Genomic DNA, 26,971 nt, shown 5'->3' on the forward strand with positions numbered 1-26,971 from the left:
CCGTTTCCCCGTCCCCGCGCCGTTCCTCTGTCCCCGCGCCGCCGAACCGGAGGCTTTCTGATGCGCTCGCACTGGTTCCTGCCGACGACCGGCGACGGCCACGACGTCCGCTCGGCCATCACCACGACCGACGCCTTCCGCCCGGCCGCGCGGGCCGCGACCGTCCCGTACCTGACGCAGGTCGCCAGGGCGGCCGAGGAGGCCGGGTTCGAGGCCGCGCTCACCCCGGTCGGGGCCGGTTGCCCCGACCCGTGGATCGTGTGCGCCGCGGTCGCCCAGCACACCGACCGGCTGAAGCTGCTGGTCGCCTTCCGCACCGGGTACGCGCTGCCCACGCTGCTGGCCCAGCAGGCGCAGGCGTTCCAGGAGATCTCCGGCGGGCGGCTGCTACTCAACGTCGTCACCGGCGGCGACCCCGTGGAGCAGCGCGCGTACGGAGACTTCCTCGACCACGACGCCCGCTACGCCAGGACCGGCGAGTTCCTGCACGTGCTGCGCCGCGCCTGGGAGGGCGTGCCGTTCGACCACCAGGGCACGCACTACCGGGTGGAGGGCGGCGGCCTGTCCGCGCCGCTCGACCCCCGCCCCGAGCTGTACTTCGGGGGCGCCTCCCCCGCCGCCGAGCAGGTCGCCGCCCGCCAGGCCGACGTGGTGCTCATGTGGGGCGAGCCGCCGGCCGCGATCGCCGAGCGCATCACGCGGCTGCGCGAGCTGGCCGCGCCACTCGGGCGCGAGCTCCGGTACGGCCTGCGCGTGCACGTCATCGCCCGCGACACCTCCGAGTCGGCGTGGGCCGAGGCCGACCGGCTGCTGGCGGGCATGGACCGGGCGCGGATCGCCGAGGCCCAGCGCCGCTTCGCCCGCTACGACTCCGTGGGCCAGAGCCGCATGGTCGGCCTGCACGCCGGCGACACCCGCGACCTGGAGATCCATCCGGGGCTGTGGGCGGGCGTCGGGCTGGTGCGCGAGGGCGCCGGCACCGCGCTGGTGGGCTCGTACGACGAGGTCGCCGGGCTGATGCGGGCCTACGCGGCGGCGGGGGTGCAGGAGTTCGTGCTGTCGGGGTGGCCGCATCTGGAGGAGGCGTACCGGGTGGGCGAGTACGTCCTGCCCCGCCTGGCCGTCCAGCACGCGGGGCTATAGCCCGCCGTCGTCCGGCTCGTCCGGTGGCGCCTGCCCGGCGGGGAACAGGATCGCGCTGAGCAGGTACGGAGCGCGGCCCGGCGCCGGGGTGTTGGCGGCGCTGCCGCGCAGGACGGCGAGCAGGCCGGTGACCATCGCGGCGAGCTCCTCCGGGCTGAGCCACAGCGTCCCCTGCCGGTAGGACACCGCGTCGGCGACCGGGTCGGCGCCGTCACGGTCCAGGTAGGCGTTGAACTCGCTGATCAGGACGGCCATGGCCGCGGCGAACCCCCTGCGGTGGTCGTCGAGCGACATCGCGGCGGCCGCGGCGGCGTCGATGGCGGGCCGGTCCTGGCGCAGCCGGTAGCGGCGCTCGACGGCGCCGCGTACCCGCTGCTCGGACTCCACCTCCAGGAAGCCCCCTTCGGTCAGGAGCGCGACCTGGCGGTACACCGTCACCTTCGACACCTCGGGCAGGCGCGCGCACAGCTGCGTGGTCGTCAGCGTCCGCCCGGCGGCGAGGGCGTGCACGATGCGCAGCCGTACCGGATGCAGCAATTGCTCGACTGGGTCCATGACCCCACGATTTCACGGGCTATACCTTTACCAAAAGTGAAATCGCCGGGTCGGGGCGGCGTCCCGGGTCACTCCAGCGCGAGGCGTACGGGACCGCCCGCGGGATCGGCGCCGGCCACGAGCGAGAAGGGGACGCGGAAGACCCGGCCGGGGGCGGCGGGCCACGGCAGCCGGGTCCGGCCGAGCAGGCGCCCGTCCTGGGTGGCGGTGACCCGGGGCAGCGTCCGGAAGGCGTCCGACCACAGCAGGAGCTTGCCCCGCGAGGGCGGCGGCCCACCGGGGCGGACGATCTGCGGCGCGACCCAGCGCAGGGGCGCCTGCGCCACCAGCGGCACCCCGCCGGCCGGGGCGGGGGCGCCGGCCAGGTGCCCGAGGACGGCGGCGGCCACGTGCCGGCCGTCGAGCGCGGCGACGTCGGCGGTGTCGACCGGGTGCAGGAGGTTCCCGGCCGCGAACACGCCGGGCAGGCTCGTGGCCAGGGAGGTGTCCACGCGCGGCCCGAGCGTGGCCCGGTCCATGTCCAGGCCGCCGGTGCGGGCGAGCTCGTGGTCGGGGATCCAGTCGCCGGTGGTGATCACCGTGTCGCAGGGGACGCGGCGGCGTTCCCCGGTGTCGAGGTCCTCGATGTCGACGGAGGTCACCCGGCCCTTGCCGTGGACGGCGACGAGCCTGGTGCGGGCCCGGACGAGCACCCCGAAGGCCAGCCGGCCGGGGACGCGGAAGGCGGTGTAGGCCTCCGGCTTTGCGTACTCGCTGGTCATCAGCACCGTGCGGCAGCCCGCCTCGTGCAGGGTCAGGACCGCCGACCAGCTGACCAGCTCCGCGCCGACGACCACGGCACGCCGCCCGACCTCGCGGTGCTGGAGGTGGACGAGGTTCTGCAGCTGCCCGGTGGTGTAGACGCCGTCGGGCCGGTCGCCGGCGATGAGCCGGGCCGAGCGGGGCCGCTCGCGGGCGCCGGTCGCCAGGACCACCGCGTCGGCCTGGACGAGGCGGCGGCCGCGCGGCGAGGTCACCTCCAGGGTCCGCTCCCCGGACCATCCGGTGACCATGGCCTCGGTCTCCAGCCGCGCCCCGGCCTCGCGGGCGGCGCGCGTCAGCCTGCGGGCGTATTCCGGTCCGGACATGAACCTGCGCAGGTCGCGCAGGCCGTAGCCGGGGTGGTCGCTGTGCCGGGGGATGCCGCCGGTCTCCTGCTCGCGCTCCAGGACCAGGACGTCGCCGTCCACCTGCGGCGCGAGCGCGGCGGCCGCCGTCAGGCCCGCCGGGCCCCCGCCGATCACGGCCACGCGTACCCGCTCGGTCATTCCGCTTCCCCCTCGAAGATCTCGCGCACCCGGGCTCCGCAGTAGAAGCCCTGGCAGCGCCCGTTCATGGCCCTGGTACGGCGGCGCAGGCCGTCCAGCCCGGCGGGCGGGACGACCGAGGCCAGCGCGTCGCGGATCTCCCCCCGCGTCACCCGCTCGCAGAAGCAGACGATGCGGCCGTACTCGGGGTCGGCGGCGATCGCGGCGGCGTCCTGGTACGGCCGCTCGAAGGCTTCGCCCAGGTTGGGCATGCGAGGCGGCGCGGGCAGCCCGGCGCGCTCGGTGAGGTCGAGATGGCCGGCGAGCAGCTCGCCAAGGTGTTCGGCGATCGCCATGCCGGCGGTCAGGCCGGTGGAGCGGATGCCGCCGACCAGGAGGTAGCGCCGGCCGGCGTCGAGGTCGATGAGGTAGTCGTCCTGCCCGATGGCGGCGCGCAGGCCCGCGTAGGTGGCGGTGACCTCCTCCTCCATCAGCCGGGGCATGAGCGCCGCGCCCTTCTCGCGCAGGAACTCCAGCCCCGCCTCGGAGGTGCCGGTGGCGGTGCGGTCGGTGAGGTCCTCGGCCGTCGGGCCGACCATGACGTTGCCGTAGATGGTGGGGCTGACGAGCACGCCCTTGCCCGCGGACGAGGGCACCGGCAGCACGATGCAGGGCGCCAGCGGCCGGGCGAGCTTGTCGAAGACCAGCAGCTCGCCGCGGCGCGGCGTGACGGTGAAGCGGTCGTACCCGAAGAGGGCGTCGATGGCGTCGGCGCCGAGCCCGGCGGCGTTGATCACCCACCGGGCGGTGACCTCGCCCGCGGTGGTCGTCAGGCGGGTGGTCTCCGCGCCGGTGCGGACCTCGGTGACGCGGTGGCCGCGCAGCAGCCGCACGCCCCGGTTGACGGCGTCGGTGGCCAGGGCCAGGTTCGTCGTCCAGGTGCAGATGATGGACTCGCCGGGCACGGTCAGGCCGCCGAGCGCGCCCGCGCCGAGGTCGGGGACCCTGCGGTAGACCTCGGCCGCGTCGACGATCTCGCAGGCGGTGTAGCCGTTGCGCCCGGCCTTGTCGCGCAGCCCGGGCAGGGCGTCGAGCTGTTCGGGCGTCCAGGCGACGAGCAGCGCCCCGGTGCGTTCGACCGGGATGCCGGTGGCCTGCGCGTACTCGCCGAGCAGGTCGTAGCCGCGGGCGACCAGGCGGGACTCCAGGGTGCCCGGCTTGGCGTCGAAGCCGGTGTGCAGGATCGCGGTGTTGGCCTTGCTGGTGCCGTCGCCCACGTCGTCGCGCGCCTCCAGCAGCGCCACCGACAGGGCGGTGCCGCCCAGCAGGCGGGCGATGGCCGATCCGACGATGCCGCCGCCGATCACGGCGACGTCGTACGTGCTCACTGGTTCTCCTTCGACGGCTTCGCGGACAGGGTGGCGCGGGCGGCGGCCTGCCACCGCTCCAGGTACTCGGCGGCGCGGCCGGCGGACCAGGCGGGCTCGTAGGTGGCCGACGGCCGCCAGCCGCCGACCGCCGCGGCCGGGTCGAGCGCGGGGTCGAGGGCCAGCCGGGCGCAGGCGGCGGCGCCCAGCGGCGTCGCGTGCGGCGACGGGTAGACCTCCACCGGCAGCTGGGCGAGGTCGGCCTGCGCCTGCATGAGGACGCGCGAGCGGGTCAGGCCGCCGTCCACCCGCAGCCGGGTCAGCGGCGCGCCGAGGTCCGCGCCGGCCAGCGTGCTCAGCGCGGCGACCTGGGCGGCGACGCCTTCGAGCAGCGCGCGTACGAGCTGGCCGCGGCCGGTGCTGAGCGTCATGCCGGTGAACGAGGCGGTGGCGGTGGCGTCCCACCAGGGCGCGGCCAGCCCGGCGAGCGCCGGCACGCACAGCACGCCGTCGCCGCTCGGGGCCGCGACGGCGTCGAGCTGGTCGGCGCCGGAGATGAGGCCGAGGTCGGCGAGCCAGCGCACGGCCGAGGCGGCGGTGTAGACCTGGCCGTCCACGCAGTAGCGGGTCTCGCCGCGCAGCCGCCAGGCGATCGACGTCGCCAGGCCGGAGGCCGAGCGCGCGGGGGACGTCCCGAGCTGGGCGAGGAGGAAGGCGCCCGTGCCGTAGGTGCATTTGGCGGTGCCCGCCTCAAGGCAGGCTTCGGCCAGGAGGGCGGCCTGCTGGTCGACGATCAGGCCGGTCACCGGGATCTCGGGGCCGAACGCGGTGGTGGTGCCGACGACGGCGTCGCTGGCGACGATGTCGGGCAGCCGCTCCGCCCCGAGCCCGAAGACGTCGAGCAGCTCGCCGTTCCACTGCGTGTCCTCCAGGCCGAGCAGCAGGGACCGGCTGGCGGTGGACGCGTCGGTGACGAACGCCCCGCACAACCGGTGCACGAGCCAGGTGTCGGTGGTCGTCACGACGCCCTCGCCGGTCAGCTCGTCCCGGATCCAGCGCATCTTCGGCGCCGAGAAGTACGGGTCGAGCACGAGGCCGGTGAGCTCGGCGAGCCGGTCGGCGTGCCCGGCCCGCGCCGCGCACCATCGTTCGGCCCGGCGGTCCTGCCAGACGATGGCCGCGGTGAGCGGCTCGCCGGTGGCGGGGTCCCAGGCCAGGACGGTCTCCCCCTGGTTGGCCAGGGCGACCGCGTCCAGCGGCACGCCCGCCGCGGCGGCGGCGCGCCGCCCGGCGGTCAGGACGGAGCCGAGCAGGGCGTGCGGGTCCTGCTCGACGCCGCCGCCCTCCAGGTAGCGCGGGCGCAGGGCTTCCTCGGCGATCGCCAGGACAGCGCCGCCCGCGTCCACGACGATGGCCTTGGTCCCGGACGTCCCCTGGTCGATCGCGAGGATGTGCATCGTCAGATCTGCTCCTTCTGCGCGAACGCGCTGTCGATCGAGTGCATGTCGGGCATGTCCAGCGCCCGGCGGCCGCGGGTCGCCAGCAGCGTCACGAGGTACGCCGCGCCGACCACGACCATCACCAGAACGTAGAGCCAGGCGTCGCGGAAGGAGGCGTCGCGGAAGAGGGACAGCTCGAACACCAGCCAGACGACCGACACCGCCAGCACGGGCTTCTCCCAGGCGCCGAGGTCGAACTTGCCGTCCGGCAGCGCCCGCCGCTTGGCGAGGTAGAGCGCGACGGTCGCGGCGTAGATGACGGCCGGCAGCAGCGTGGCCGCGCCGAACAGGGTGAACAGCGCGTCCTCCGAGAAGGCCGAGAACAGCCCCAGGATCACCTCGGCGAGCAGCACGTAGAACACCGTCGCCCGGAGCGGGGTGCCGAACCGCGGCGAGACCTGCCGCCACTGCCGCCAGCCCGGGAACCGCTCGTCGCGGGACATCGCCCAGGTGAGGCGGGTGCCCGTCATCATGATGACCAGGCCGCAGGCGAAGATCGCCAGCACGACGAGCAGCAGCAGGAGCGTGGCGACGACCGGGCCCAGGGTGTCCTTGATGACGTCGGCGATCGGGGTGCCGGACGCGGCGAGCGCCACCGGGTCGCCGGCCGCGAGCGTCACCGCGACCAGGAACAGGAAGCCCAGGACGCCCGAGGCCAGGACGGCCTGCCACATGGCGCGCGGGACCACCCGCTCGGGGTCGTTGGTCTCCTCGGCGAGGTTGGCCGCCGACTCGAACCCGACGATGGTGAACGCGCCGAGCAGGAAGCCCAGCATCCACGGCCCGGCCGAGGTCAGGTCGCCGAAGCTCCAGTAGCCCTCGGCGGGCACGGCCCCTCTGCTCCACAGGTTGCCGAAGTCCATGTCGTTGCGGACCGCGGCCACGACGAGCAGCAGGAAGGTCAGCAGCACCATGCCGACGAGCTCGGCCGACACGGCGGCGTTGTTGACCTTCTCCGACCACCGGGTGGAGCCGCCGACGAGCGCGGCCTGCGCGAGCAGGATGACCGCGGTGACCGCCCAGGTGATGCCGGCGCCGGCCGTGTAGTCCAGCAGGACGGGCAGGACCGTCGAGGCCACCGTGTAGTCCACGGCCACGACGACGACGGCGAGGAACATGAACGAGATCCAGCCGATGATCCACCCGAGCACCGGGTTGGCCAGGCGGGACGTCCACTGGTAGGCGTACCCGGTCACCGGGATCCGGGAGGCCAGCGAGCCGATCACGAACGCGACCGCGAGCTGGCCGGCCACCGCGATCGGCCACGTCCAGATGCCGAGCGGCCCCGAGGAGTTCAGCACCGACCCGTAGGTGGTGAAGATGCCGGTCGCGATCGAGACGAACGCGAAGGCCACGGCGAACGAGGCGAACCTGCCGGTCCGCCGCTCGAAGGACTGCTCGTAGCCGAACCGGGCCAGTCCGTCGCTGTCTGGTGTGTGTTCTCTCATCGCAACCTCCCTCTTGGTATATACCATGTGGTGTAGACCGCAAGGTACCGTCCAAACGGGCTATGGTGTCAACCATGGGGACGAGAGTTCACAAGACCGCAACATCGCCGCGTTACGTGACGATCGCCGCGGAGCTCCGCGATCGCATCACCGGCGAGAAGCTCGGCCCGCACACGCTCATGCCGTCCGAACGGGAGCTCAGCGAGACCTACGGCGTCAGCCGGATGACCGCACGGCAGGCCCTGGCCCTGCTGGAGAAGGAGGGATACGTCTACCGGCGGCCGCCGCGCGGGACGTTCGTGGCCGAGCCGCGGGTGCCCTTCCACATCGGCAGCTTCTCCGACGAGATCATCCTGGCCGGGCGGCGCCCGTCGGCCCAGCTCATCTGGGCCGAGGAGCGCCCGCCGACCCCCTCGGCGAAGGAGGCGCTCGACCTCGCCGGCGAGGAGACCGTGCACGCCCTGCATCGGCTGCGCTTCGCCGACGACGAGCCGATCGCGCTGGAGACCACCTACTTCCCCAGCGCCCTCACGCCGGGGCTCCTGGAGCAGCCCCTCACCGGCTCGCTCTGGCACATCCTGCGCGACCACTACGCCGTCGTGCCCACCGATGCCTCCGCGGTCATCGAGTCCATCGTCATCGACGACGCGTCGTGCGCCCGGCTGAAGGTGCGCAGCGCCTCCAACGGCGTCCTGCTGACCCGCCGCACCTACACCGCCGACGGCCGCTGCATCGAGTTCGCGCGTGACGTCTATCGCGCCGACCGCGCGTCGTTCAAGGTCGAGGCGCGCATCCCCGTGCCGGTCGGCGACCCCTGATCTGGTGAGGAGCGTTTCACGGCCTGGGCGTTTACTCTGGGTGAGAGGTGATTCGCCCATGTTCGAGCCACACGTGCTGCCTCACCGGTATGTGGCGTGGACGGACCCGGCCGACCCGGACGCGCAGGAGGAATGCCGCGTCTGCGGCGGCCCGGGAGATCCGCTGCGGCCCGGCCTGCACCGGGAGGAGATCGCACCGCAGCCGCGCGCCGAGCCCGATGCCCGGCCGCTGCTGGACTACCTCGTCGAGCTGGTACGCGCCGAGCTGGCCGACACCCAGGTGGCGCTCCTCGACTCCCAGCTCGACATCCTGGCGCGGCGCGCCGCCGGGGCGCTGTACCTGCGCGGCGCGATCAGGCCCCGCCGCTCGGACTGGCGCCCGCCGACCGGGCACGCGGCGTAGACCCATCGCCGGCCCGGCTCAGTAGTAAATCGGGCCCTTCGTGCCACCGCCGGCGATCACCGCGTCGCCGTTGATCGCCACGCTGAGCGGGCTGGCGAGGAAGGCGACCACGGACGCGACCTCCTCGGGCTCCACCAGTCGCCCGATGGAGACGGAGGCCGCCATCCTCCGCTCGGCCTCCTCCCTGCTGGTCCCGCTCGCCGCCGCCCGCCGGCCGGCCACGTCCAGCATGGTCTCCGTACGGGTCGCGCCGGGGTGGACCACGGTGACGTTGACGCCGCTGGGGCCGAGCTCGTCGGCCAGGTTCTTGGTCATGGCGGCGACCGCGACGTTGCGGATCGAGCCGGTCACCGAGCCGCTCTGGCGCGCCGCGAGCCCGCCGATGTTGATCACGCGTCCCCAGCCGCGCTCCACCATGGCCGGGGCGAACGCGCGGACGCAGCGCAGGTAGCCGCGGACCTTGACATTGATCTCGGCTTCCAGGTCGTCGTCCGGGATCGACCCGGGATTGGTCCTGGCCGCGTTGTTCACCAGGATGTCCACCCCGCCCAGGCCGCGGACGGCGGCTTCGGCCAGCGCGGCGACGGAGGCGTCGTCGCCGGTGTCCGCGGCGACGCCGATGACCCGGGCGCCCGTCTCGGAGCTCAGGCGGGCCGCCTGCTCCTCGACGTGCCGGGCGTTCCTGGCCACCAGGGCCACGGCGGCGCCCTCGGCCGCGAGAGCGCGGCCCACCGCGTATCCGATGCCCCGGCTCCCGCCGGTCACCACAGCGCGCCGTCCGGTCAACTGCAGGTCCATGCGCTCCCCATCGAGAAAAATGATCGCCGGGCCGTCGCATATTAGCTGGCCGCAGGTGCCTATACCCCCGGCCCTGGTTGACGGGCCATCGAACTGTAACTAGCCTTGTTGCAGTTCGATCGATGCGCGGCGCGGAGGAGTCACGATGGGCCTGAGCAGCAGGACCGCGGTCGCGATTCACGCGCTCACCCTGCTGGCCCGCTGGGGCGACAAGTCGCTGAACTCCGCGGAGATCGCCGACAGCCTGGAGAGCAATCCGGTTCTGGTGCGGCGCATCCTCGGCAGCCTGCGGGACGCCGGCCTGGTGTGGTCCACCGAAGGGCGCGGCGGCGGCTGGTCCCTCGCCCGCGACCCGCGCGAGATCACGCTCTTCGACGCCTACACCGCCGTCGAGGCGGGGCCGATCCTGTCCCGGCACCCCCATCCGCCCAGCGCCACGTGCGAGGTGGGGCGCAACATCCAGGGCCTGCTCGAAGTGGAGTTCCGCGACGCCGAGCGGGCCATGGAAGAACGGCTCGGCCGCACGACCATCGCCGACCTGCGCCGGCAGGTGCTGGACCGAGAGCGCGAGCTCGGGTTGTCGCGCTGAGACACCGGCGGAGACGGGCTCTCCGCCTTTTTTCTCGCCCAAACTGTAACCACAACAGTGGCAGTAAAGCCGGCTGGAGGACCCGCTACATGACACCCACACCGACGACCGACGGACGAACCACCTCGATGCGGGCCCTGTCGGCGGTTCTCCTGCCGGCGATGCTCGCCACGGTCATCGCCAGCGACATGGTCAACCTCGTGCTCCCCCGGATCGGGGCGGAGTTCGACGCCACCGAGGCGGAGCTCGCGTGGGTCGTCACCGGCTTCCTGCTGGTGTTCTCGGTCGGCATCCCCTTCTACGGCCGCATCTCCGACCGGGTGAGCCTGCGGCGCCTCTTCTGCTTCGCCCTGGTGGCCTATGCCGCCGGAAGCCTGATCTGCGCGCTAGCCCCGGACCTCCTCGTGCTCGTGGCCGGGCGGATCGTGATGGGGACGGGTGCGGCCGCGATCCCCGTCCTCTCGATCGTCGCCGTCACCAGGCTGATGCCGGCGGACCGGCGCGGGACGGGGATCGGCGTGGTCTCCGCGGCCGCGGGCATCGGCACCGCCGCCGGGCCGGCCGTCGGCGGCGGGCTCGGCGAGCTCCTCGGCTGGCCCGCGCTGTTCTGGCTCATGCTCGTGGTCGCGCTGGTCCTGCTCCCGGCGGCGGCCCGCGTGCTGCCGGACCAGGCCCCGGTAGGTGCGGGCCGGTTCGACCTGCCCGGCGGCATCCTGCTGGGCCTCGGCGCCGGTCTGATCCTGTACGGCATCACCCAGGCGCAGGTCGCCGGCCTGGCCGCGCCCTCGTCCTGGGGCAGCCTCGTCGCGGCGGCCGTGGCGGGCGCGCTCTTCGCGTGGCGCACGGCCCGCGCCGCGCAGCCGTTCGTCCCGCCCGCGCTGTTCGCCAACCGGGTCTACCGGACCGCGGTCGTCGTCGCGTTCCTGGCCATGGCCGTCAACCTCGGCGGCCTGGTCCTCGTCCCGCTGCTGGTGGTCGACGTCAACGACCTCGGCCCGGGGGCGGGCGCCCTGGTCATGATCCCGGCCGGGCTGGCCGTCGCCGTCGTCTCGCCGTTGATCGGCCGCCTCGCCGACCGCGCCGGCACCCGGCCTCTGGTCCTGTCAGGTCTTGCCATCGTCGCCCTGTCCGCCCTGTTCCTGTCGGCCTGCACGGGAGGCCCGTCGCCGATCCCGGCGGGGGCCGGGATTCTCGGGCTCAGCGTCGGGTTCATCTTCGTGATCACGCCGATCATCAGTGCGGCGGCGAGCGCATTGCCGGCCGATCAGGTCGGCGTCGGCATCGGGATCCTCCAGGGAGCCCAGTTCCTGGGAGCCGGCACCGGACCGGCCGTGCTCGGTGCGCTGGTGAGCGCACGGCGGCAGGGGGGTGGCGGCGCGGTGAATCCCCTCTACACCGCGCACGAAGGCGCCGCCTTCTCCGACGCCTTCCTGGCCATGGCCGTGGTCGCCGCCCTCACGGTGATCGTCGCCCTCCGGATGCGCCCAGCGGCGCCGTCCGAGGCCGCGCCGTCGGGGGTCGCGACGTCCGAGGGCACCACCTCCGAGGGCGATCGGCAAATGGCCCGGCCGGAGTAAGGCATCTTCGGGGGCGCGCCTTCCTGACCGCGCCTTCCTGACCGCGCTTTCGGATCGCTCAGGTGGCGACGGCGTGCCGCTCCAGGAAGGTGTAGACATCGGCCTCGTCCACGCCGGGGAACGACCCGGGCGGCAGCGCGGCCAGGATGTGGGAGTTGGCGCGGGCGGACGGCCAGGCGTAGCCCTCCCACCGCTCGGCCAGCTCGGTGGGCGGGCGGCGGCAGCAGTCGCCGTTCGGGCAGTTGGACTTGGTGCGGTTGGTGGTCTCGCGCCCCCGGAACCACCGCGACTCCTTGTACGGCACCCCGAGCGTGATCGCGAAGTCCCGCTCGCGCGACGGGTCCACGTGGGCCACGCAGAAATAGGTCCCGGTGGGCGAGTCCGAATACTGGTAGAAGACCGAGAACCGATCGGGTGAGGCGAAGACCTGCCGCCCCGACCACTGCAGGCACATCCGCTGGCCCTCGATGGCCCCCTGCTCGTCAGCGGGGAAGACGATCCCGTCGTTCTCGTACGCCTTGTAGATGGTCCCCCCGGCGTCGTTGCGCACGAAGTGGCAGACGAGGCCCAGGTGATGGGTGGCCAGGTTGGTGAAGCGGTGGGCGGCCATCTCGTACGACACCGCGAACACGTCCCGCAGGTCCTCCACCGACAGCGCGCGGGCGGACTTGGCCTCCTGGAGGTAGAGCGCGGCGGCCTTCTCGGGGACGAGGACGGCGGCGGCGAAGTAGTTCGCCTCGGTGCGCTGGCGCAGGAAGTCGGCGAAGTCGCGGGGCTTGTCATGGCCGAGCGCGAGGTGCCCGAGCGTCTGCAGCAGGATCGTGCGCGGGGTGTGCATCCCGAGTTGCTCGTGCTTGACGTAGATGCGGCGGTTGCGCAGGTCGGTGATGGAGCGTACCGAGCGCGGCAGGTCCTGCGCGGTGTGCACGGTGTAGCCGAAATGCGTGACCAGGCTCTGGATCATGCTCTGCGACAGCGCGCCCGTACGGTAGCCGACCGCGTCGAGGGCCTCGGCGGCGGCCTTCTCGATCACGGGGAAGTAGTTACCCACCTCGCGCTGCCTGCGCCGGAGCTCGGCATTGGCGACCCTGGCCTCCTCCGGCGTGGCGGTGCCCCTGGCCTGCCGGGCGCGCAGCTCGCCGTACAGGCCGAGGAGGTGTTCGAGCACGTCGTTCGGCACGCGGGCGGAGACCTTCAGCCTGGGCAGCCCGAGCCCGGCGTAGATGGGGTCGCGCTGCGCCTCCTCCAGGGCGATCTCCAGCTGGGCGCGACGGTTGGGCGGCTGGCGGCGCAGCAGCTCCTCGACCGGGACGCCCAGGGCGGTCGCCAGCGACTTGAGCAGGGAGAGCTTGGGCTCGCGCTTGCCGTTCTCCAGCAGCGAGAGCTGGCTGGGCGCCCTGCTGACGCGCGATCCCAGGTCCGACAGGGTCAAACCGCGCTGTTTCCGCAGGTGGCGAAGGCGCTGCCCAAACGCGATCAGATCCAGCTCCTGCGTCAAAGACAGCGGTTCTTCACCTAGCAAGGGCGCCATGACGGCATCTTAGACAGAAATTCGGCCCATTTTCTACCCTCTACGGCGGCTCCACCGTCATCGTTCGCCGGCCGGTGCCGGGGGCGCGCCGGCCGGGTTTTCCGCTGCCGGATTGGTCTAGGCCAACGGGAAAACTCGCGATTTCTTCACAGCTGAATACCCACGAGTAATCCCGATTGAGGAAACTTCTACGATTCTTCTCTTTGATTTCGACTATTGACGAGACCCGCTGGGGCACAGACTCGGCGTGAGCCCCAGGGGACGACACAAGGAGCGAACCGTGAACGATCGCCTCAAGGGAGCTGCTGAGCAGCTACAGGACGAATGGGACAACGACCCTCGCTGGGAGGGTGTCGAGCGCACCTACAGCGCCGAAGATGTGATCAAGTTGCGCGGCAGCGTTCAGGAGGAGCACACGCTGGCCCGGCTCGGCGCCGAGCGGCTGTGGCGCCTCTTGCACACCGAGGACTACGTCAACAGCCTCGGCGCGCTGACCGGCAACCAGGCGGTGCAGCAGGTGAGGGCGGGCCTGAAGGCGATCTACCTGTCCGGCTGGCAGGTCGCCGCGGATGCGAACCTGGGCGGGCACACGTACCCGGACCAGAGCCTGTATCCGGCCAACTCGGTGCCGGCCGTCGTGCGCCGCATCAACAACGCCTTGTTGCGCGCCGACCAGATCACCTGGTCGGAGGGCATCTCCGACGCGCCGCACTGGCTGGCTCCCATCGTGGCGGACGCGGAGGCCGGGTTCGGCGGGGTGCTGAACGCGTTCGAGCTGATGAAGGGCATGATCGCGGCCGGCGCCGCGGGCGTGCACTGGGAGGACCAGCTCGCCTCCGAGAAGAAGTGCGGCCATCTGGGCGGCAAGGTGCTGATCCCGACCGGGCAGCACATCAAGACCCTCAACGCCGCCCGCCTCGCCGCGGACGTCGCCGGCGTCCCCTCACTGATCATCGCGCGGACCGACGCCCAGGCCGCGACGCTGCTGACCAGTGACGTGGACCCGCGCGACCAGGAGTTCACCACCGGCGAGCGTACGGCTGAGGGCTTCTACCGGGTCCGCAACGGCCTGGGGGCCTGCGTCGCCCGCGGCCTGGCGTACGCGCCGCACTCCGACCTGCTCTGGATGGAGACCGGCACGCCCGACCTGGACGTGGCCCGCGAGTTCGCCGAGGCGATCAAGGCCGAGTATCCCGACCAGATGCTCGCCTACAACTGCTCGCCGTCGTTCAACTGGAAGAAGCATCTGGACGACTCCACGATCGCCAAGTTCCAGCGGGAGCTGGGGCACATGGGGTACAAGTTCCAGTTCATCACGCTCGCCGGGTTCCACTCGCTGAACTACGGCATGTTCGACCTCGCCCAGGGTTACGCCGCCGACGGCATGACCGCGTACGTCGAGCTCCAGGAGGCCGAGTTCGCCGCCGAGGCGCGCGGCTACACCGCCACCCGGCACCAGCGCGAGGTCGGCACCGGCTACTTCGACCTCGTCAGCACCGCCGTCGCACCCGACTCCTCGACCACCGCGCTCAAGGGCTCGACCGAGGAAGAGCAGTTCGCCCACTAGGTTTCCCAGTCTCGCCGGACCACCTCCAGGGCATGGGATGGTTCCCTCCGGCGAACGGGCCGCGCCAGTCTCCCCCCAGCGCTGGCGCGGCCCCTTGCCGTGCTCACGACCACCGAGCCGGGGTCTCGGGGTTTCGCCCGGCGACCTCCTCCTTCCCACCCCTTGGCCGAGCGTCCGCGCAACTTCGCGCCGCTGCACGGGCACGTACGCACCGGCTTGGGGCCAGACCCCGACGCGCTAGAGGCCCAGAGGCTTCTGGGCAGCAACGTCCGCGACTAACGTCAGTCAGCACCGTTTCGACAAGCCTCGCTCAACCCGCCCCCCATCGTCAGGTCCGGCCCCGCCGAAGGACACGCCGACCGAGCCAGAATGACAAGCATCAGGTGTTCGGCCGCCTTTCAGCCGTCAAGCTCACCTCGCGGGGACAAGCTGCTCTCCGCTGACCTGGAACTCCGTCTGCCCTTCCACCGAGGCGATGTCCCAAGGCGTGCGCGTCGAGATCAGCACGATCTCCTCGCCGCCCGGCCCGGTCCCCGCTGTCAGAACCTCGCAGGCCATTGCGACCTCCTGCGGATAGGGCGCATCCGGCGTCAGTCTGCCCGCGTCATCGAAAATAGAAGGCTTGTCGAAGAAGGACCACCGACGACCATGGATGTCGGTCATTCGGACCTCCACCCATCCTGGCCACGGCTCGTCACTCACCCATCGGACGACCTCGCACCTCAACCTCGTCAGCGCCACCCGTCCAGAGTGCCCGCCCGCTGGACGGCCGCCAATCCCGCGTGAACTCACCGCGTGACCAGGCCGGCGAGTGAGGCGTTCATGACTGTGGCCTTTCATGCAAGAGATGGGGAGGCGTGCCGGAGACGGCCCGCGGCGGACAACTCGTCGTGCCGAGCGACGCCGTCGATAGCCCACGGCGCGCAGCACATCATGGCGCACGACGCCCGTTGATGGCCCATGACAGGCAGCACGCCGTGCCGAGCGATGCCGTTCGCGTTCCACCCCTCGTCAGCCAATCGGGCGGGTCCGGTTACGCCGGCGGGGAGTTCAGCTGCGCCAGGAGCCGCGCCTTGCCCGATCGGTCGAGCCAGGTGGGGAAGTCCATGAGGCCGGCGTGGGTCTTCCACAGGGGTGCGAGGTCGGTGTCGTAGTAGGTGTCGTCGGCCCAGGTGAAGACCTTCGCCACTTCGGGGTCGTGCTCCCACAGCACGTCGAGCGGAATCCGGGTGTGCGGGATCGGCCGGCCGGCCGCCGTGCTCAGCGCCTCGGCGATCTGCGGGGCGGTCAGCCGGTCGCCGGTGATCTCCACGGCCCTGTCCAGGTAGGCGTCCGGCTCGGCGAAGGCCAGCGCGGCGAACACTCCGGTGTCCTCGATGGCGATGAGCTGCATCACCAGGTCGTCGCGCCACGGGACGTTGAGCGAGCCGTTCTGGAAGAACCGGGCGGGGCTGGTGAAATCCTCCATGAACCCGGCGGGGCGCAGGATCGTCGCGGGCACGCCCAGGTCGTGGATGCGCTCCTCGATCTGCCACTTGTCGATAGGGCCCCAGCCGTGCTCCACGTAGAACCGGTTCTGGCTCTCGACCCCGCCCACCGAGGAGTACACCAGGTGCTGCACGTTCGCGGCCTTGGCGGCCTCCGCGACATTCTTGCCTTGGGTGACCTCGTTGTCGTTGGCTGACTGGACGCTGTAGAGGCCGTACGCGCCGCGTGCCGCCGCTTCGATGGAAGCGCGATCGTCCAGGTCACCGCGGACGAGCTCGGCGCCGGCGGCGACCAGCGCGGCAGCGGCGGGCGTGGTGTCGTCCCGGACGAGTGCGCGGACGTGCCAGCCGTCGGCGAGCAAGTGGCGGGCGGTGGCGCCGCCCTGGTTGCCAGTGGCGCCGGTGACCAGGACGGTCCTGCCGTTGACGCTCATGACGTGCTCCTGTCTGTAGCTGTCGAACGTGATCCGATGCTGACGATATGACGATTTATGAAAATTCGTCAACTACAAGTTAGGTTTGACGAAATCTCGCACCTGGTCATAAGGTCCGTGCGTGAACACCAGCGCCGAACGCCTCCGAGACCCTCAGCAGCGAACCGAACGAGCCACCCGGATCCTCGACACGGCGGCCGACCTGCTCCTGAGCCACGGATACCGGCGCGTCACCATGGACGACGTGGCCGACGGGGTCGGCATCGGCAAGGGCACCGTCTACCTGCACTGGAAGACACGCGAGCAGCTGTTCAGCGCGGTCTTCGCACGCGAGGTGCTTTGTGCGATGGACGAGCTACGGCAGGCGCTGCAGCAGGCCCCTCGGGCGTGCCTCCTGCACAACTTCGCGCGCGCCTACTTCCTGGCCATCACGAACCGCCCGCTGCTGCGGGGCTTCCTCCTGGAGGACCCGCACCTGCTCGGTAAGCTGACCAGCTCCCCCGACACCGCCCGCGACCAGCGGCACGCCGCCATGGCCCGCGACTACCTCAACCTGCTCGCGGAGCGCGGACTGCTCCGCGACGACGTGAGCGTCGATGAGATCGGCTACGCCTACCAGGCAACCTTCGAGGGCTTCCTGCGAGCCGAAGACACCGCCCCTGACACCGCCCTCAAGGGCGGTCCCGGTGGAGGCGCCAGCGGAGGTCCCGGCGGAGGCGCCGGCGAAGGCTCTGGCGGCGGGCCCCGCGACAGCTCCGATGGCGGGCCCGGCAGCAGCCCCAGCAACGGGCCCGCCAGCGGCTTGGAACAACGGGCGGACCTGCTCGCACGAACCATCCAGCGCGCATTCGAAAACGACTCAGCGATCCCCGATGCCACGCTGCGGGACGTCTCCGCCGCCACTGTCGCCCTGCTCACCGACCTGATCGACGCCGACCGCGCCGCCTCCGGCCTCCCCGAGTCCTGACGGCTTCTCCGCCGATACCTGGATCACAGCACCCACCAGGGCCCATAGCTCGGGTCGGCGCGACCGGACGCAATGTAGCTCGCTGTAATCGAGTGGGGGCGGCCAGGCGTCCTCTGTGGAGGCGGGCAGACTCGGGAATGCTTCCGGGCAGGTCAGCAGCCCGGTCTCGATGATCTCCTGCGCCGTCTGCGGGTCGTAGGAGGGCACGCGGATGCCGCTGTCCACCATCGTCTCCCTCAGCATGGCCATCTCGTTCAAGTGGTGCTGGCGAACCTCGCGGACATGCTGAGCCTCCCTGGACTCACTCTGGTTTACGCGCTCCAGGTAGGTCAGCCGACCTGTGGCCTTGATCATGAGATCGGTTTGGTCGGAGAGCTGCTGATAGAGCTCGATCGGCCGTGCTACCGCGCGCCAGGCTTCGAGCCGAGTCGGCCCGTCGGGTCCGATGGCGCTCCGGTCTGCGTAGGGCATGCCCTCAGCTCCCGACCGGACCGGAAGCTCGGCCCCGATGGCGGTCTTCCAGGCCGTGCGCGGGTGAACGGCGGGCTCGAGCGGGATGGTGGGGATCCGGTCCAGGTCGCCGACCGGGAAGATCAGCAGCAGGAGGGGCACCGCCAGGGCGTGCGCCGACTTCCAGGGCGCTGCCGGGTTTGAGAAGGCATCCATCGCCGGTGAAGCGGCGTTCATGCGGGCGACCTTCGATTGGGTCTCGTTCGACGGGACGACTTTCGCTGACAGAAGCTGCTGGAGATGGCTTTCCTGAGAGACACGCGAGTGGCGCCACCACCTAAGCGATGGAGGCGGGTGACGCGGACGTGGCCACCCTGCTGGCGGGTGGAGGATGCCATCGACGGATGGCAGACGCTGCACTGGGCCCTGACCGGCACCGGCCCGTCCAGCGTGGCCGGCACCGGCGGCCCTGGGGGCGAGCCCTGGTACGGGGGGGACCTACCCGACCCTCCGCCCAGCGTTACGAGCGTGAATCCGCGCACGGGAAGGAAGCCGATGAGCGACGACTGGCGACCGCGTTCGGCGGACGTGCTGGTGCTCCTGATCCAGGCGTACCTGGCGTACGTCCCCTGGCTCCTGGAACACGTCGGCGGGGCGTGGTGAGTCACCACCGGATCCCGGCTGAGGTGCCCGGCCTGGCGGCCGGGCACCGGTCATCGGGTCACTTGACGATGATCTGATGGGTGGCCTGGGCCGGTCCGGTCCCGCCGTCTCCCGCATAGCTCGCGAGGTAGCTGTACCTGCCAGCGTTGGCGGGCGTGTCGGTGAACGTGTACGTGCCGTCGGCGTTCACCCTCACCGGCGGGAGCTTGACGGTCTTACCGCTGGTGCCCTTGACGTACAGGGTGCGCTGAACGGTGAGCGTGGACCCCGGAGAGGGCAGCCTGCCGCCCGCCGTCAAGACGCCGCTCAGCTCCACGGCCGTGCCGGCGACGCCGGACTGCGGCCCTGTCAGGGTGAGCGTGGCTTCGCGCTTGACCGTCACGGTGACGGAGGCGCTGCTGCGGCGGTGGCCGTGGTCGCCGTCCCAGAACACCCAGTAGATCACCTCGCCGATGTACGGCGGCAGCTCAAAGACGGGCGTGTCCTCGAAGGTGAACGTGCCGTCCTGCCGCGTCGTCACGCCAGTGATCGGCAGTTTCGTCCAGCCGGGCAGGTACTGAATCACCGTGAGCGGCTTGAGCCCGAGCGCCTCGCCATCGGCGCGGGTGAGCCGCCCCTCGACGGTGATTGGCGAGCCGGCGTACGCGTCCACGGGGGCCGTCACCGTGAGCTTGGTGGCCGGTAGCGCGACGCCCGTCACCCGCCACAGCAGCAGCCGATCCGTGGAACTGCGCAGCAGCGCGAAGACGTCCGTGCCGGAGAACGCGACGCCGTCCGGGAGCAGTTCGGCGTCCGGCTGGTCGGCCGCGAACAGCTCCGCGCCCGTCGCGGCGTCGTAGAGGGTGAGGTCGGTGCTGCCCCACTGGCGTCCGGCCGCGACGTACGCGCCGTCCGAGCCGAGCGCCACGGCGGACGGGTACCCGTCCCAGCCGTCGCCGTAGGTGCCGGTCGCCGCCAGGGTCCTGGTGTCGTACCTGGTGAAGTGACCGGGGGTGTCGGCCGCGCTGAACAGGGTGCCGCCGTCGGAGCTCAGGGTGAGGTCGCGCAGGGAGTCGATGCGCCACTCCTCGCCGTCGATCGTGCCGCGCAGCGCGGGGGCGCCCTCGCCGAGGTCATAGACCAGCATGTCGGCGTGGTGCAGCGCGGTCTGGCCGACCACGAGCGTGTCGCCGGCGGCCGCGAGTACGGGAGGCCGCAGGTGCTCACCCCCGACCGCCACGGGCGCCGGGGCGCTCGCGCTGAGATCCAGGGCGACGACGCCGCCGGGGCCGTTGTCGCATCCGTGCCCCACCCACAACCGCTCGCCCAGCAACGCCAGGGTGGACGGGCAGGGGTGGGCCGACAGGTCGATCCGGCGGGTGACGGCGAGGCTCGCGGTGTCGATCTCGGCGACCTCGTTCGAGGCGGTGAGAGCCGCGTACAGGCGGGTGCCGTCCGCGTTCACGGCCAGCTCTTGGAGGCCGGGCAGGCCGGTGACGACGCCGCCGGTGAGGTTTCCGTCAGTGTCGGCCACGATGATGCGGTCGCCGGCGGGAACGAACACCCGGCCGCCGCCGACGGCTAGGTCGGCAGTGTAGGAGTCGGTGACCCCGAGGTCGGTGGTGGTGCCGGCCGCCGAGGCGGCGGGGGCCGTGACGGTGAGCAGGCCGGTGATCAGGCCGGCGGCGCCGCAGTAAGCGACTAATCGGCGAACCAGGGATGGGGACACGAGAGCCTCCTGCCAGGACGGGAACATGTGTTCTAATAACGTCTGACGGGTGCTCCCACGTCAAGATCATCTGGTCGCGCGACGCCAAACCGTGATCAAGCACCCTCCGGCGTTCGAGACCGGGACGATTGTCGGTGCCCGCTGACATAGTCGTCGCCATGACGACTCCCCTCACGTGGGTCCGCGCCGTCCGCGGCCACGAGCTGGCGCTGGACGGGATGAACCCTGCGCTGCCGGAAGACCGGCGGCCAGCTGCTGGCGTCCGTGCCCAGGGCCGTGCGGTCCAACCGGGTCGGTGAGCAGTTCGCGGCGCTGCTTGAGCACCTGGACGGGCACGAGAAGAGTGCCGAGAAGGACACCTCGTCCTCGCCGAGTGCTGTGACGGCTCGAAGATACTGGCGAGGAACGTGCTGGCGGCCGGCCGCGCCCTCCTGCGCGCCCTCGCAAGCGACGCACCCCAAGGCCGGGCCTGGCTCCTGACGCACCGATACGTCACCAGCGCCATCGCCTTCTACCGCAGCCTCGGCTGGCGGCTCATCTCGCCCTTACCGGGCACCGACAACGACATCGCCGTGTTCCTGTCGGCAGAACCTCCTAGACCCAACTGACCCTCTGACCTGCGAGAAGAGGCCAACAACTCAGTTAAAGCATTGCTGGGAGCGGGTTCGTGACGGCATCGACCGCTCACCCTGCCCAGGCCCGCGGGGTATGCCTTACGGCAGCAGGATCGTGCCGATGCCGAGCAGGGCGCAGATGCCGAGGATGCGCAGCATCGGCCACTTCAGCGCGAACGTCATCACGAGCGCAGCCAGCGTGATCCCGAACGCGACCGGGCTGAGCGTGCCCAGGTCGGGGAGCGGGATGCTGAAGGGTCCCCACGCCCAGGTGAAGATGCGCTCGAACAGGGTGTGCTCGGCGAAGTAGAGCGCCAGGTTGGCGATGACCCCGACCACGGAGGCGGTGATGCCGGTCAGGGCGGCGCTGATGGCCGCGTTGTGCCGCAGCTTTTCGACGTAGGGGGCGCCGAGGAAGATGAACAGGAAGCACGGCACGAACGTGACCCAGGTCGTCAGCAACGCTCCCAGCAGCGCGCCGGCCCACGGCGTCAGGGCTCCGGGGTCGCGGTAGGCGCCGAGGAAGGCGACGAACTGCACCACCATGATGAGCGGGCCCGGCGTGGTCTCGGCCAGGGCCAGCCCGCGCACCATCTCTCCCGGGCTCAGCCAGCCGTAGACCTCCACGGCTCGCTGTGCGACGAACGCCAGCACCGCATACGCGCCGCCGAAGGTGACCAGCGCGGCGCCGGAGAAGAACAGCCCCTGGGTGGTGAAGACGCTGTCGGTGCCGAGGAAGAGCGCCACCGCGGCCACCGGCAGCCACCAGACGACCAGCCCCACGGCGAGGATCTTGCCCGCCGAGCGCCAGCTGGGCTGGGCGTGGTGCAGGGCATCATCGGGGATCAGCGGCGCCGGGCCGCCGTCACCGCCGTGCCCGTTCCCTTTCGCCAGGACCTGCGGGGCCAGCTTGTGCACCGTCCAGCCGATGAGCGCGGCGACGGCGATCACGACGGGGAACGGCACGCCGAACAGCGCGAGCGCGGCGAAGGCGGCCACCGCGACGGCGACGAACAGCGGGTGGGTCAGCGAGCGCTTGGCGACCCGGATGACGGCCTGGGCGACGATGGCCAGCACGGCCGGGGCGATCCCGGCGAACAGGGCGGTCACCGCCGTGGTGTCCTGCCACAGCACGTATACGGCCGACAGGGCGAGCAGCGCCAGCATGCCCGGCAGCACGAACAGGGTTCCGGCGACCAGGCCGCCGCGGGTGCCGTTCAGCAGCCAGCCGACGTAGATGGCCAGCTGCTGGGCTTCGGGTCCGGGCAGCAGCATGCAGTAGTTGAGGGCGTGGTTGAAGCGCTGCTGGCCGATCCAGCGTTTCTCCTCCACCAGGGTGCGCTGCATGACGGCGATCTGCCCGGCCGGGCCGCCGAACGTCTGCAGCGAGATGCCGAACCAGGCGCGTACGGCCTGCCGGAACGGGATCACATCGCGGGTTACTTCCGTCGTCACGTTGACCTCATCAGGGGGAGTGCTGGTCGGCGGGCAGGCGGACGGATCGGAAGATCCGCCACAGGGTCAGGTCGTAGGCGGTCTTGACGGCTCCGGCGATGACGAACGGGAGCACCAGCCCGAAGGGCAGGATCAGCCCGGCCAGCGCGGGTCCGGCCGGTCGGGTGAGGTAGCGGGCGGTGTTGGTGAGGGCCGCGGCCGCGGTCCGCTCCTGTTCGGGGGACCAGGGCCATCACGTACGCCTGCCGGGTGGGCACGTCCATCTGCGACAGGCAGGCTCGTGCCATCAGCAGCGCGATCGCCCCAGGCAGGGCGGGCGCGAACGGGACGGCGGCCAGCAGCAGGTTGGACGGGATGTGGGTGAACACCATCGTGCGCAGCAGCCCGACCCGCGCCGCCACCACGGGCGCGGCCAGCAGGGACGCGCTCCTCAACACCCCCGGGCCGCGCGAACGCGCCAGCATTCGGGTGCGCGGTAGTCCCGGGTGCGCGGCGGGCGCCTCGACGCTCGCGGGCAACCGTGTACCCAGCATCACCCCGGCCGCCCCCACGACGGCCAGGACCTCGCCGAGCAGCCGCCGATCCGCCGGCAGCGCACCGAGCAGCGCACCCGCTGTCCCGGCGACGACGGCGACCGCGTTGTACAGGCCGAACCCCCGCACCACCTCGCGCTGCGGCCGCCCCGTGCCGGCCGGCATGACCTGCTCCAGCGTGGTGAACGGCCCGGACTCTATGACCTCGACCGACAGCGCGCCGGTCATGGCCACCACCGCCGGCAGCCAGGGCGGCGCGCCGAACGCGATGATGATTCCCGCGCACACCAGCGCCCCGTACAGGGCGGCGTAGGTCCGGCGGCGACCGGCAAGATCCCCCCACCGCGCCAGCGCCAGGCCGGCGACGAGCGTACCGGCCAGGATGGCCGCCAGCATCAGCCCCACCCTGGCGGGGGTCAGGCCATCCAGCCGCAGGATCGCGCCGAGCTGCACGGCCGCGATGCCGTACCCGAGACCGCGCAGCGCCTGGGAGATCAGCAGCAGGCCGACCACACGGCCACCCACGCCGCCACCCACGCCGCCGGCCGGGCTCATGCCGGTTCCCGGCCCAACAGCAGCGCGCGCCGGTGGAACTCATACAGCCCGTCGAAGACCGGCCCGGTGATCTCCAGCACCTGTTCGTCATCGCAGATCATCGACAGCCCGCGCAGGATCACATCCACGCCCCGCGCCTCCGGCGCATCGAACCGCTCGTCGTCGATGTCGGCCTCGTGCACAATCTCGGCGATCTTCCACAACACCGGATCGTCGAGCTGGTAGCGGCGCAGGATCGTCTCGAAGCTGCAGTCGGCGCCGTGATGCGACAGCTCGGCCCCGCGCATGTCGAACGGCGTCGCGTCAGCGGGCACCGATGCGGGATCGTCGACGAACACAAACTCCGGCTCCGGATCGAGGTGCCGGCGGATCAGCCAGGCGCACGCGGCCCGGTCGATGTGCACGCCGGCACGGGTCGCCCACCTCATCGCGTCACCTCGCTCGGGCTGGCTTCGGCCAGCGCCCGCACCGCGCGCTGCGCGGCATCGCGCTCGGCTGGCGGGAAGTAGTCGCGCCGGCCGATCCTGCGCAGCTCGGCCTGCAGCCGCTTCACAGCGCGGCTGCGCTCCCCGGGCCGCGCCCGGGCCGCCGCCTCAGCCTGCTCGAGCACCGCCCGGTACTCCGCGCCCCGCGCCTGACGCATCTCGGCGGCGATGGCCTTCTCCTGCGCCACGCTGCCGGCGGCGGCCAACCACACGGTGGAGCTGCCGCCCATCTCCCCGATCTCCTCAGCAATCCAATCGATCTGCTCCCGAGTACGGGCATCAGCGGGCAGCGCCACCAGCCCGTCGCCCAGCCGCGCCACGCCGAGCCGGTCCAGCTTGCGCCAGATCGAGATCCGCAGCGTCGAGGGCTGGCGCGGAATGCGATACGCCAGCAGCACCCACTGCCCCGCCGTACCTGTCACCGTCACCTCCATGCATCCACCCACTCAGGGACGCAACCACAGTTACGGTAACCATGGTTGCATCTAAGGAGCAACCAGTGAATGCGTGCCCTACATGACGAGTTGCTTGATAACTATCGTTATCTGGCAAGACAGCGATCACCGGCGTAGCGCGAGCCGGGTGACCACCATCCGGAGCGAACACTTCGTTTCCCGGTTATCTGGCAACTCGGCGGATGTGGAGGCGTACCGAATGGATCCGGTCATCGCCGAGCAACTCGGCCGCGCCCACCCGCTCACCCGCCATCTCGACGACTTCCTCACCGATCTGGCCAACGCCGGCGCCTCGCCGCACACCCTGCGCGCCTACCGCGGCGACCTGATCGCCTTCGCCGCCCACCACGGCGAGGACATCGCACAGCTGACCGCGATGCCGATCCACGCGTTCCTGGCCGAGCTCGCTGACCTGTCGCCGGCCGCAAGCGCAGGCGCGCCGCCATCGCCTCCTTCACCAAGTGGGCGATCCGCCACGACCTGCTGCAGGCCAACCCGATGGACCGGATCGACACCGTCAAAGTCCCGAAGGCCCTGCCCCGCCCGGCCGCGGCCGCCGGCGTCGCCAAGGTCCTCGCGTTGATCTGCTCACGGCGGCCGCGCAAGGACCTGCCGCTGGACCGGCTGCGCGACCGGGTGCTGTTCGAGACCGCCTACGTCTGCGGCGCCCGCGCCACCGAGGTACGCGGTCTCTACGTGGAGGACCTCGATCTGCGCCTGGACGACGAACACGTCCGCATCCACGGCAAGGGCGGCAGCGTGCGCACTGTCCTGCTGGACGACCGCGGGTACGTCGCCCTGCTCAACCTCTACCTGGCCCGCGCCGGCTACACCGCCGGGCCGCTGTTCCGCGCCTCGATCAACAGCCGGGGCGGGTCCCTGTCCTACGACGCCGCCCACCACCCCTGGCAGGGCTGCTGCGCGCAGGCTGGCGTCGAGATCGACATCCACCAGCTGCGCCACGCCCACGCCACCGAGCTCATCAACGCCGGCGTGTCCATCGAGGCCGTCCGCCGCCGCCTCGGCCACGCCTCCACAGAAACCACCCAGCTATACGCACTGCTGGACGACAAGGTCGCCGACGCCGAAATCCGCGCCGCCCGCCGCCACCGCGACCGAACCTCCCACTGATACCCAGCTCAGAGGGTCTTTGGCAGTGGAAGCACGTTCGTTAACCCAAAGATCAACGCCGTTGAGGAGCCACTGACACGTTCCTAGCTACATTGCGTTCCATCGGATCGACCCGAGCGGTGGGCCCCTAGGTACGTTCTCCTTGATCGATCACAGCACTCATCAGGTACAGCAGTTCTCCTCGATCAGGAGTTACGCCGGTGACCGTTCAGACCCATCGGACGGGCTGAGGGCCGAGCGCGGTGTGTGGTCTCAGTGCAATCGGGCCGATACGCCCCGTCTCAGGAAGATCCGGTTGTCGACTCCGTCGGGGTAGGCGAAACCGACACTGAGGGATCAGGTGATTCACCGGGCCCGTCCTGCGGAATCGTGCTGATCGAACTCGACGGTTGCGGGCAGTCGCGCCTGACCGCGTTGCCGCGTTTTCTCCCGATCGGACTGGCGCACTCGCCGGAGCCTTCCCCACCTTGGTCGCCAGGACCGCTGCTGTTCGACGGCCGGAACGTGCTCCGACCCCTGTCCGGAGAGGGGCTGAGCACTGTGAGCGGTCTCTTTGTACGGGTTTGCGTCACGTAGATCGTGGGCGTGGCAGGTAAAGCCGTCGTGGTGGTCCCGGCCCTGGTCGGCGGGATGCCGCCAGTGGGCGAGGCGGTTGGGCGCACGGTGGACTCGGCTGTGCCATAGGGCTGCGCAGTGACCGGGTTGCCGGGCAGCAGCGAACCGCCCCCGATGTGCATCCCGTCGCCACCCGCCGCGATCACCGTGACCGCCGCGATCGTCACCGTGGCCAGGGCGGCGAAGCTGGCATGCGACAGATGCGCCCCCGCTTTGGCTCTCCTCCCACGCCCCGAGGCCCCGTCCCTCCTACGCCCTGAGGCACCCTTCCGGGCCGCCCCCTCCCCCACGCCCTTTCGCGCCGACCCCAGATCCGCACCGCTCGACATCGAACCTGCGTCTGCACCGTTCCACTCTGAACCCGCATGCCCGCCGTCCCACGCTGACCCCGCAGGCACGCCGCTCCGCAACGAACCCGCATGAACGCCATCCTGCGCTGACCCCGCATGCACGCCGTCCCACGACGTACTCGCATCCGCGTCATTCGGCACCGAACCCAGCTCGGCATTGCCCGACATTGAACGCGCATCCGCACTGTTCCGCGCCGAACCCGGATCCGGAGCAGCAGCAAATCCTCCTGCTCCCCGTCCCCCAGTTCTCCGCCATCCACTCTCGTCGGAGCCTCTCTCCGTAGAACCACCCTGGCCCCATCCCATGGGCCCACCGGCCTCCCATCCGGCAGATCCATCAGCGTCCAGCCTCGCAGGCTCCTGCGTGTCCGGCCCTGCGGACCCTTGCGAATCCCACGCCGCCGACTTACCCGTATCGCCCCTCGCAGGCCCCCACGCGTTCCACCCCGCAGAACCACCTGCGTCCCGCCCCGCAGGCTCCTGCGTGT

General features: G+C 71.4%; 25 protein-coding genes. 10 read left to right on the plus strand and 15 right to left on the minus strand.

The annotated features are described in order from the left end of the window. Nucleotides 1–60 precede the first annotated feature (60 nt). Nucleotides 61–1,143, plus strand: a complete 1,083-nt coding sequence (locus ETD85_RS38700; RefSeq protein ID WP_138694796.1) for an LLM class flavin-dependent oxidoreductase — start codon at nucleotides 61–63, stop codon at nucleotides 1,141–1,143. Here the strand turns inward: ETD85_RS38700 and ETD85_RS38705 are convergent. The 5 genes from ETD85_RS38705 to ETD85_RS38725 all read right to left on the minus strand — a co-directional run bounded on the left by ETD85_RS38705 (nucleotide 1,138) and on the right by ETD85_RS38725 (nucleotide 7,298). Then, nucleotides 1,138–1,698 carry a helix-turn-helix domain-containing protein gene (locus ETD85_RS38705; RefSeq protein WP_138694797.1) on the minus strand — a complete coding sequence of 187 codons (561 nt, stop codon included), beginning with the start codon at nucleotides 1,696–1,698 and terminating at the stop codon, nucleotides 1,138–1,140. The genes ETD85_RS38700 and ETD85_RS38705 overlap by 6 nt on opposite strands. 68 nt (nucleotides 1,699–1,766) lie before the next feature. Then, complete coding sequence (locus ETD85_RS38710) at nucleotides 1,767–3,005, minus strand: NAD(P)/FAD-dependent oxidoreductase (protein ID WP_138694798.1); 1,239 nt, start codon at nucleotides 3,003–3,005, stop codon at nucleotides 1,767–1,769. Beyond that, nucleotides 3,002–4,372 carry an NAD(P)/FAD-dependent oxidoreductase gene (locus ETD85_RS38715; RefSeq protein WP_138694799.1) on the minus strand — a complete coding sequence of 457 codons (1,371 nt, stop codon included), beginning with the start codon at nucleotides 4,370–4,372 and terminating at the stop codon, nucleotides 3,002–3,004. Before ETD85_RS38715 ends, ETD85_RS38710 begins: the two co-directional genes overlap by 4 nt. After that, nucleotides 4,369–5,808 carry an FGGY family carbohydrate kinase gene (locus ETD85_RS38720; protein ID WP_138694800.1) on the minus strand — a complete coding sequence of 480 codons (1,440 nt, stop codon included), beginning with the start codon at nucleotides 5,806–5,808 and terminating at the stop codon, nucleotides 4,369–4,371. The genes ETD85_RS38715 and ETD85_RS38720 overlap by 4 nt, the downstream gene beginning before the upstream one ends. Before the next feature lie 2 nt (nucleotides 5,809–5,810). Continuing rightward, the gene (locus ETD85_RS38725) at nucleotides 5,811–7,298 is read right to left on the minus strand and encodes an amino acid permease (RefSeq protein WP_138694801.1); all 1,488 of its coding nucleotides are present in this window, start codon (nucleotides 7,296–7,298) and stop codon (nucleotides 5,811–5,813) included. 74 nt (nucleotides 7,299–7,372) lie between these two features. Here ETD85_RS38725 and ETD85_RS38730 point away from each other — a divergent pair, with 74 nt between their 5' ends. Both ETD85_RS38730 and ETD85_RS38735 read left to right on the plus strand, forming a co-directional pair. Further along, nucleotides 7,373–8,116 (plus strand): GntR family transcriptional regulator, encoded by a 744-nt coding sequence (locus ETD85_RS38730; RefSeq protein WP_138694802.1) that lies wholly within the window; start codon nucleotides 7,373–7,375, stop codon nucleotides 8,114–8,116. Nucleotides 8,117–8,174: 58 nt separating this feature from the next. Then, entirely contained in the window at nucleotides 8,175–8,519 is a 345-nt protein-coding gene (locus tag ETD85_RS38735; protein WP_138694803.1) for a hypothetical protein, read from the plus strand. Between the two features lie 18 nt (nucleotides 8,520–8,537). Here the strand turns inward: ETD85_RS38735 and ETD85_RS38740 are convergent, their stop codons facing one another. Then, nucleotides 8,538–9,317 carry an SDR family NAD(P)-dependent oxidoreductase gene (locus ETD85_RS38740; protein WP_138694804.1) on the minus strand — a complete coding sequence of 260 codons (780 nt, stop codon included), beginning with the start codon at nucleotides 9,315–9,317 and terminating at the stop codon, nucleotides 8,538–8,540. Between the two features lie 145 nt (nucleotides 9,318–9,462). On the opposite strand from ETD85_RS38740, the gene ETD85_RS38745 reads away from it, so the two are divergent. Together ETD85_RS38745 and ETD85_RS38750 are read left to right on the plus strand one after the other, a co-directional pair. Beyond that, complete coding sequence (locus ETD85_RS38745) at nucleotides 9,463–9,906, plus strand: Rrf2 family transcriptional regulator (protein ID WP_138694805.1); 444 nt, start codon at nucleotides 9,463–9,465, stop codon at nucleotides 9,904–9,906. Nucleotides 9,907–9,995: 89 nt separating this feature from the next. Then, complete coding sequence (locus ETD85_RS38750) at nucleotides 9,996–11,483, plus strand: MFS transporter (protein ID WP_138694806.1); 1,488 nt, start codon at nucleotides 9,996–9,998, stop codon at nucleotides 11,481–11,483. 58 nt (nucleotides 11,484–11,541) lie between these two features. Here the strand turns inward: ETD85_RS38750 and ETD85_RS38755 are convergent, their stop codons facing one another. Next, the gene (locus ETD85_RS38755; protein WP_379507783.1) at nucleotides 11,542–13,014 is read right to left on the minus strand and encodes a helix-turn-helix domain-containing protein; all 1,473 of its coding nucleotides are present in this window, start codon (nucleotides 13,012–13,014) and stop codon (nucleotides 11,542–11,544) included. Nucleotides 13,015–13,294: 280 nt separating this feature from the next. Between ETD85_RS38755 and aceA the strand changes: the two genes are divergently transcribed. Next, nucleotides 13,295–14,581 carry an isocitrate lyase gene (gene aceA, locus ETD85_RS38760; RefSeq protein WP_138694807.1) on the plus strand — a complete coding sequence of 429 codons (1,287 nt, stop codon included), beginning with the start codon at nucleotides 13,295–13,297 and terminating at the stop codon, nucleotides 14,579–14,581. A gap of 411 nt (nucleotides 14,582–14,992) precedes the next feature. Here aceA and ETD85_RS38765 read toward each other — a convergent pair whose 3' ends face one another. Then, on the minus strand, nucleotides 14,993–15,244 hold the full coding sequence (locus tag ETD85_RS38765; RefSeq protein ID WP_138694808.1) for a hypothetical protein: 252 nt from the start codon (nucleotides 15,242–15,244) through the stop codon (nucleotides 14,993–14,995). A gap of 370 nt (nucleotides 15,245–15,614) precedes the next feature. Beyond that, nucleotides 15,615–16,502, minus strand: coding sequence for an NmrA/HSCARG family protein (locus ETD85_RS38770; protein ID WP_138694809.1), 888 nt, complete (start codon nucleotides 16,500–16,502; stop codon nucleotides 15,615–15,617). A gap of 121 nt (nucleotides 16,503–16,623) precedes the next feature. Here ETD85_RS38770 and ETD85_RS38775 point away from each other — a divergent pair, with 121 nt between their 5' ends. Then, a complete protein-coding gene (locus tag ETD85_RS38775) occupies nucleotides 16,624–17,469 on the plus strand; it encodes a TetR/AcrR family transcriptional regulator (RefSeq protein WP_138694810.1) in 846 nt (281 codons plus the stop codon). Here the strand turns inward: ETD85_RS38775 and ETD85_RS38780 are convergent. After that, nucleotides 17,362–18,156 carry a hypothetical protein gene (locus ETD85_RS38780; protein WP_138694811.1) on the minus strand — a complete coding sequence of 265 codons (795 nt, stop codon included), beginning with the start codon at nucleotides 18,154–18,156 and terminating at the stop codon, nucleotides 17,362–17,364. The two genes, ETD85_RS38775 and ETD85_RS38780, sit on opposite strands and share 108 nt — an antisense overlap. Before the next feature lie 147 nt (nucleotides 18,157–18,303). Between ETD85_RS38780 and ETD85_RS38785 the strand changes: the two genes are divergently transcribed. Then, nucleotides 18,304–18,582 carry a hypothetical protein gene (locus ETD85_RS38785; RefSeq protein ID WP_138694812.1) on the plus strand — a complete coding sequence of 93 codons (279 nt, stop codon included), beginning with the start codon at nucleotides 18,304–18,306 and terminating at the stop codon, nucleotides 18,580–18,582. A gap of 58 nt (nucleotides 18,583–18,640) precedes the next feature. Here the strand turns inward: ETD85_RS38785 and ETD85_RS38790 are convergent, their stop codons facing one another. The 5 genes from ETD85_RS38790 to ETD85_RS67020 all read right to left on the minus strand — a co-directional run bounded on the left by ETD85_RS38790 (nucleotide 18,641) and on the right by ETD85_RS67020 (nucleotide 24,366). Continuing rightward, nucleotides 18,641–20,290, minus strand: a complete 1,650-nt coding sequence (locus tag ETD85_RS38790; protein WP_138694813.1) for a hypothetical protein — start codon at nucleotides 20,288–20,290, stop codon at nucleotides 18,641–18,643. A gap of 713 nt (nucleotides 20,291–21,003) precedes the next feature. Next, nucleotides 21,004–22,359 carry a chromate efflux transporter gene (gene chrA / locus ETD85_RS38795; protein ID WP_138694814.1) on the minus strand — a complete coding sequence of 452 codons (1,356 nt, stop codon included), beginning with the start codon at nucleotides 22,357–22,359 and terminating at the stop codon, nucleotides 21,004–21,006. Continuing rightward, nucleotides 22,356–23,447, minus strand: coding sequence for an MFS transporter (locus tag ETD85_RS38800; protein WP_170247075.1), 1,092 nt, complete (start codon nucleotides 23,445–23,447; stop codon nucleotides 22,356–22,358). Before ETD85_RS38800 ends, chrA begins: the two co-directional genes overlap by 4 nt. After that, nucleotides 23,444–23,875 carry a chromate resistance protein ChrB domain-containing protein gene (locus tag ETD85_RS38805; protein WP_138694816.1) on the minus strand — a complete coding sequence of 144 codons (432 nt, stop codon included), beginning with the start codon at nucleotides 23,873–23,875 and terminating at the stop codon, nucleotides 23,444–23,446. Before ETD85_RS38805 ends, ETD85_RS38800 begins: the two co-directional genes overlap by 4 nt. Next, on the minus strand, nucleotides 23,872–24,366 hold the full coding sequence (locus tag ETD85_RS67020) for a Chromate resistance protein ChrB (RefSeq protein WP_138694817.1): 495 nt from the start codon (nucleotides 24,364–24,366) through the stop codon (nucleotides 23,872–23,874). Before ETD85_RS67020 ends, ETD85_RS38805 begins: the two co-directional genes overlap by 4 nt. A gap of 148 nt (nucleotides 24,367–24,514) precedes the next feature. On the opposite strand from ETD85_RS67020, the gene ETD85_RS64915 reads away from it, so the two are divergent. Both ETD85_RS64915 and ETD85_RS38815 read left to right on the plus strand, forming a co-directional pair. After that, nucleotides 24,515–24,970: a site-specific integrase gene (locus tag ETD85_RS64915; RefSeq protein WP_206059134.1), complete on the plus strand. Its 456-nt coding sequence runs from the start codon at nucleotides 24,515–24,517 to the stop codon at nucleotides 24,968–24,970. Next, nucleotides 24,886–25,518, plus strand: a complete 633-nt coding sequence (locus ETD85_RS38815) for a tyrosine-type recombinase/integrase (RefSeq protein WP_206059135.1) — start codon at nucleotides 24,886–24,888, stop codon at nucleotides 25,516–25,518. The genes ETD85_RS64915 and ETD85_RS38815 overlap by 85 nt, the downstream gene beginning before the upstream one ends. Nucleotides 25,519–26,971: the final 1,453 nt, after the last annotated feature.

Source organism: Nonomuraea zeae (assembly GCF_005889725.1).
Classification (GTDB): domain Bacteria; phylum Actinomycetota; class Actinomycetes; order Streptosporangiales; family Streptosporangiaceae; genus Nonomuraea; species Nonomuraea zeae.

Bases quoted from the DNA above. Each gene is read 5' to 3' on its own strand.
- ETD85_RS38780 (WP_138694811.1), bottom strand. From the start codon at position 18,156: ATGAACGCCGCTTCACCGGCGATGGATGCCTTCTCAAACCCGGCAGCG.
- ETD85_RS38740 (WP_138694804.1), bottom strand. From the start codon at position 9,317: ATGGACCTGCAGTTGACCGGACGGCGCGCTGTGGTGACCGGCGGGAGC.
- ETD85_RS38700 (WP_138694796.1), top strand. From the start codon at position 61: ATGCGCTCGCACTGGTTCCTGCCGACGACCGGCGACGGCCACGACGTC.
- ETD85_RS38725 (WP_138694801.1), bottom strand. From the start codon at position 7,298: ATGAGAGAACACACACCAGACAGCGACGGACTGGCCCGGTTCGGCTAC.
- ETD85_RS38750 (WP_138694806.1), top strand. From the start codon at position 9,996: ATGACACCCACACCGACGACCGACGGACGAACCACCTCGATGCGGGCC.
- ETD85_RS38755 (WP_379507783.1), bottom strand. From the start codon at position 13,014: ATGGCGCCCTTGCTAGGTGAAGAACCGCTGTCTTTGACGCAGGAGCTG.
- ETD85_RS38730 (WP_138694802.1), top strand. From the start codon at position 7,373: ATGGGGACGAGAGTTCACAAGACCGCAACATCGCCGCGTTACGTGACG.
- ETD85_RS38735 (WP_138694803.1), top strand. From the start codon at position 8,175: ATGTTCGAGCCACACGTGCTGCCTCACCGGTATGTGGCGTGGACGGAC.
- ETD85_RS38815 (WP_206059135.1), top strand. From the start codon at position 24,886: ATGGACCGGATCGACACCGTCAAAGTCCCGAAGGCCCTGCCCCGCCCG.
- ETD85_RS38805 (WP_138694816.1), bottom strand. From the start codon at position 23,875: ATGAGGTGGGCGACCCGTGCCGGCGTGCACATCGACCGGGCCGCGTGC.
- ETD85_RS38800 (WP_170247075.1), bottom strand. From the start codon at position 23,447: ATGAGCCCGGCCGGCGGCGTGGGTGGCGGCGTGGGTGGCCGTGTGGTC.
- ETD85_RS38710 (WP_138694798.1), bottom strand. From the start codon at position 3,005: ATGACCGAGCGGGTACGCGTGGCCGTGATCGGCGGGGGCCCGGCGGGC.
- ETD85_RS38705 (WP_138694797.1), bottom strand. From the start codon at position 1,698: ATGGACCCAGTCGAGCAATTGCTGCATCCGGTACGGCTGCGCATCGTG.
- ETD85_RS38765 (WP_138694808.1), bottom strand. From the start codon at position 15,244: ATGACCGACATCCATGGTCGTCGGTGGTCCTTCTTCGACAAGCCTTCT.
- ETD85_RS38770 (WP_138694809.1), bottom strand. From the start codon at position 16,502: ATGAGCGTCAACGGCAGGACCGTCCTGGTCACCGGCGCCACTGGCAAC.
- ETD85_RS38745 (WP_138694805.1), top strand. From the start codon at position 9,463: ATGGGCCTGAGCAGCAGGACCGCGGTCGCGATTCACGCGCTCACCCTG.
- ETD85_RS67020 (WP_138694817.1), bottom strand. From the start codon at position 24,366: ATGGAGGTGACGGTGACAGGTACGGCGGGGCAGTGGGTGCTGCTGGCG.
- ETD85_RS38720 (WP_138694800.1), bottom strand. From the start codon at position 5,808: ATGCACATCCTCGCGATCGACCAGGGGACGTCCGGGACCAAGGCCATC.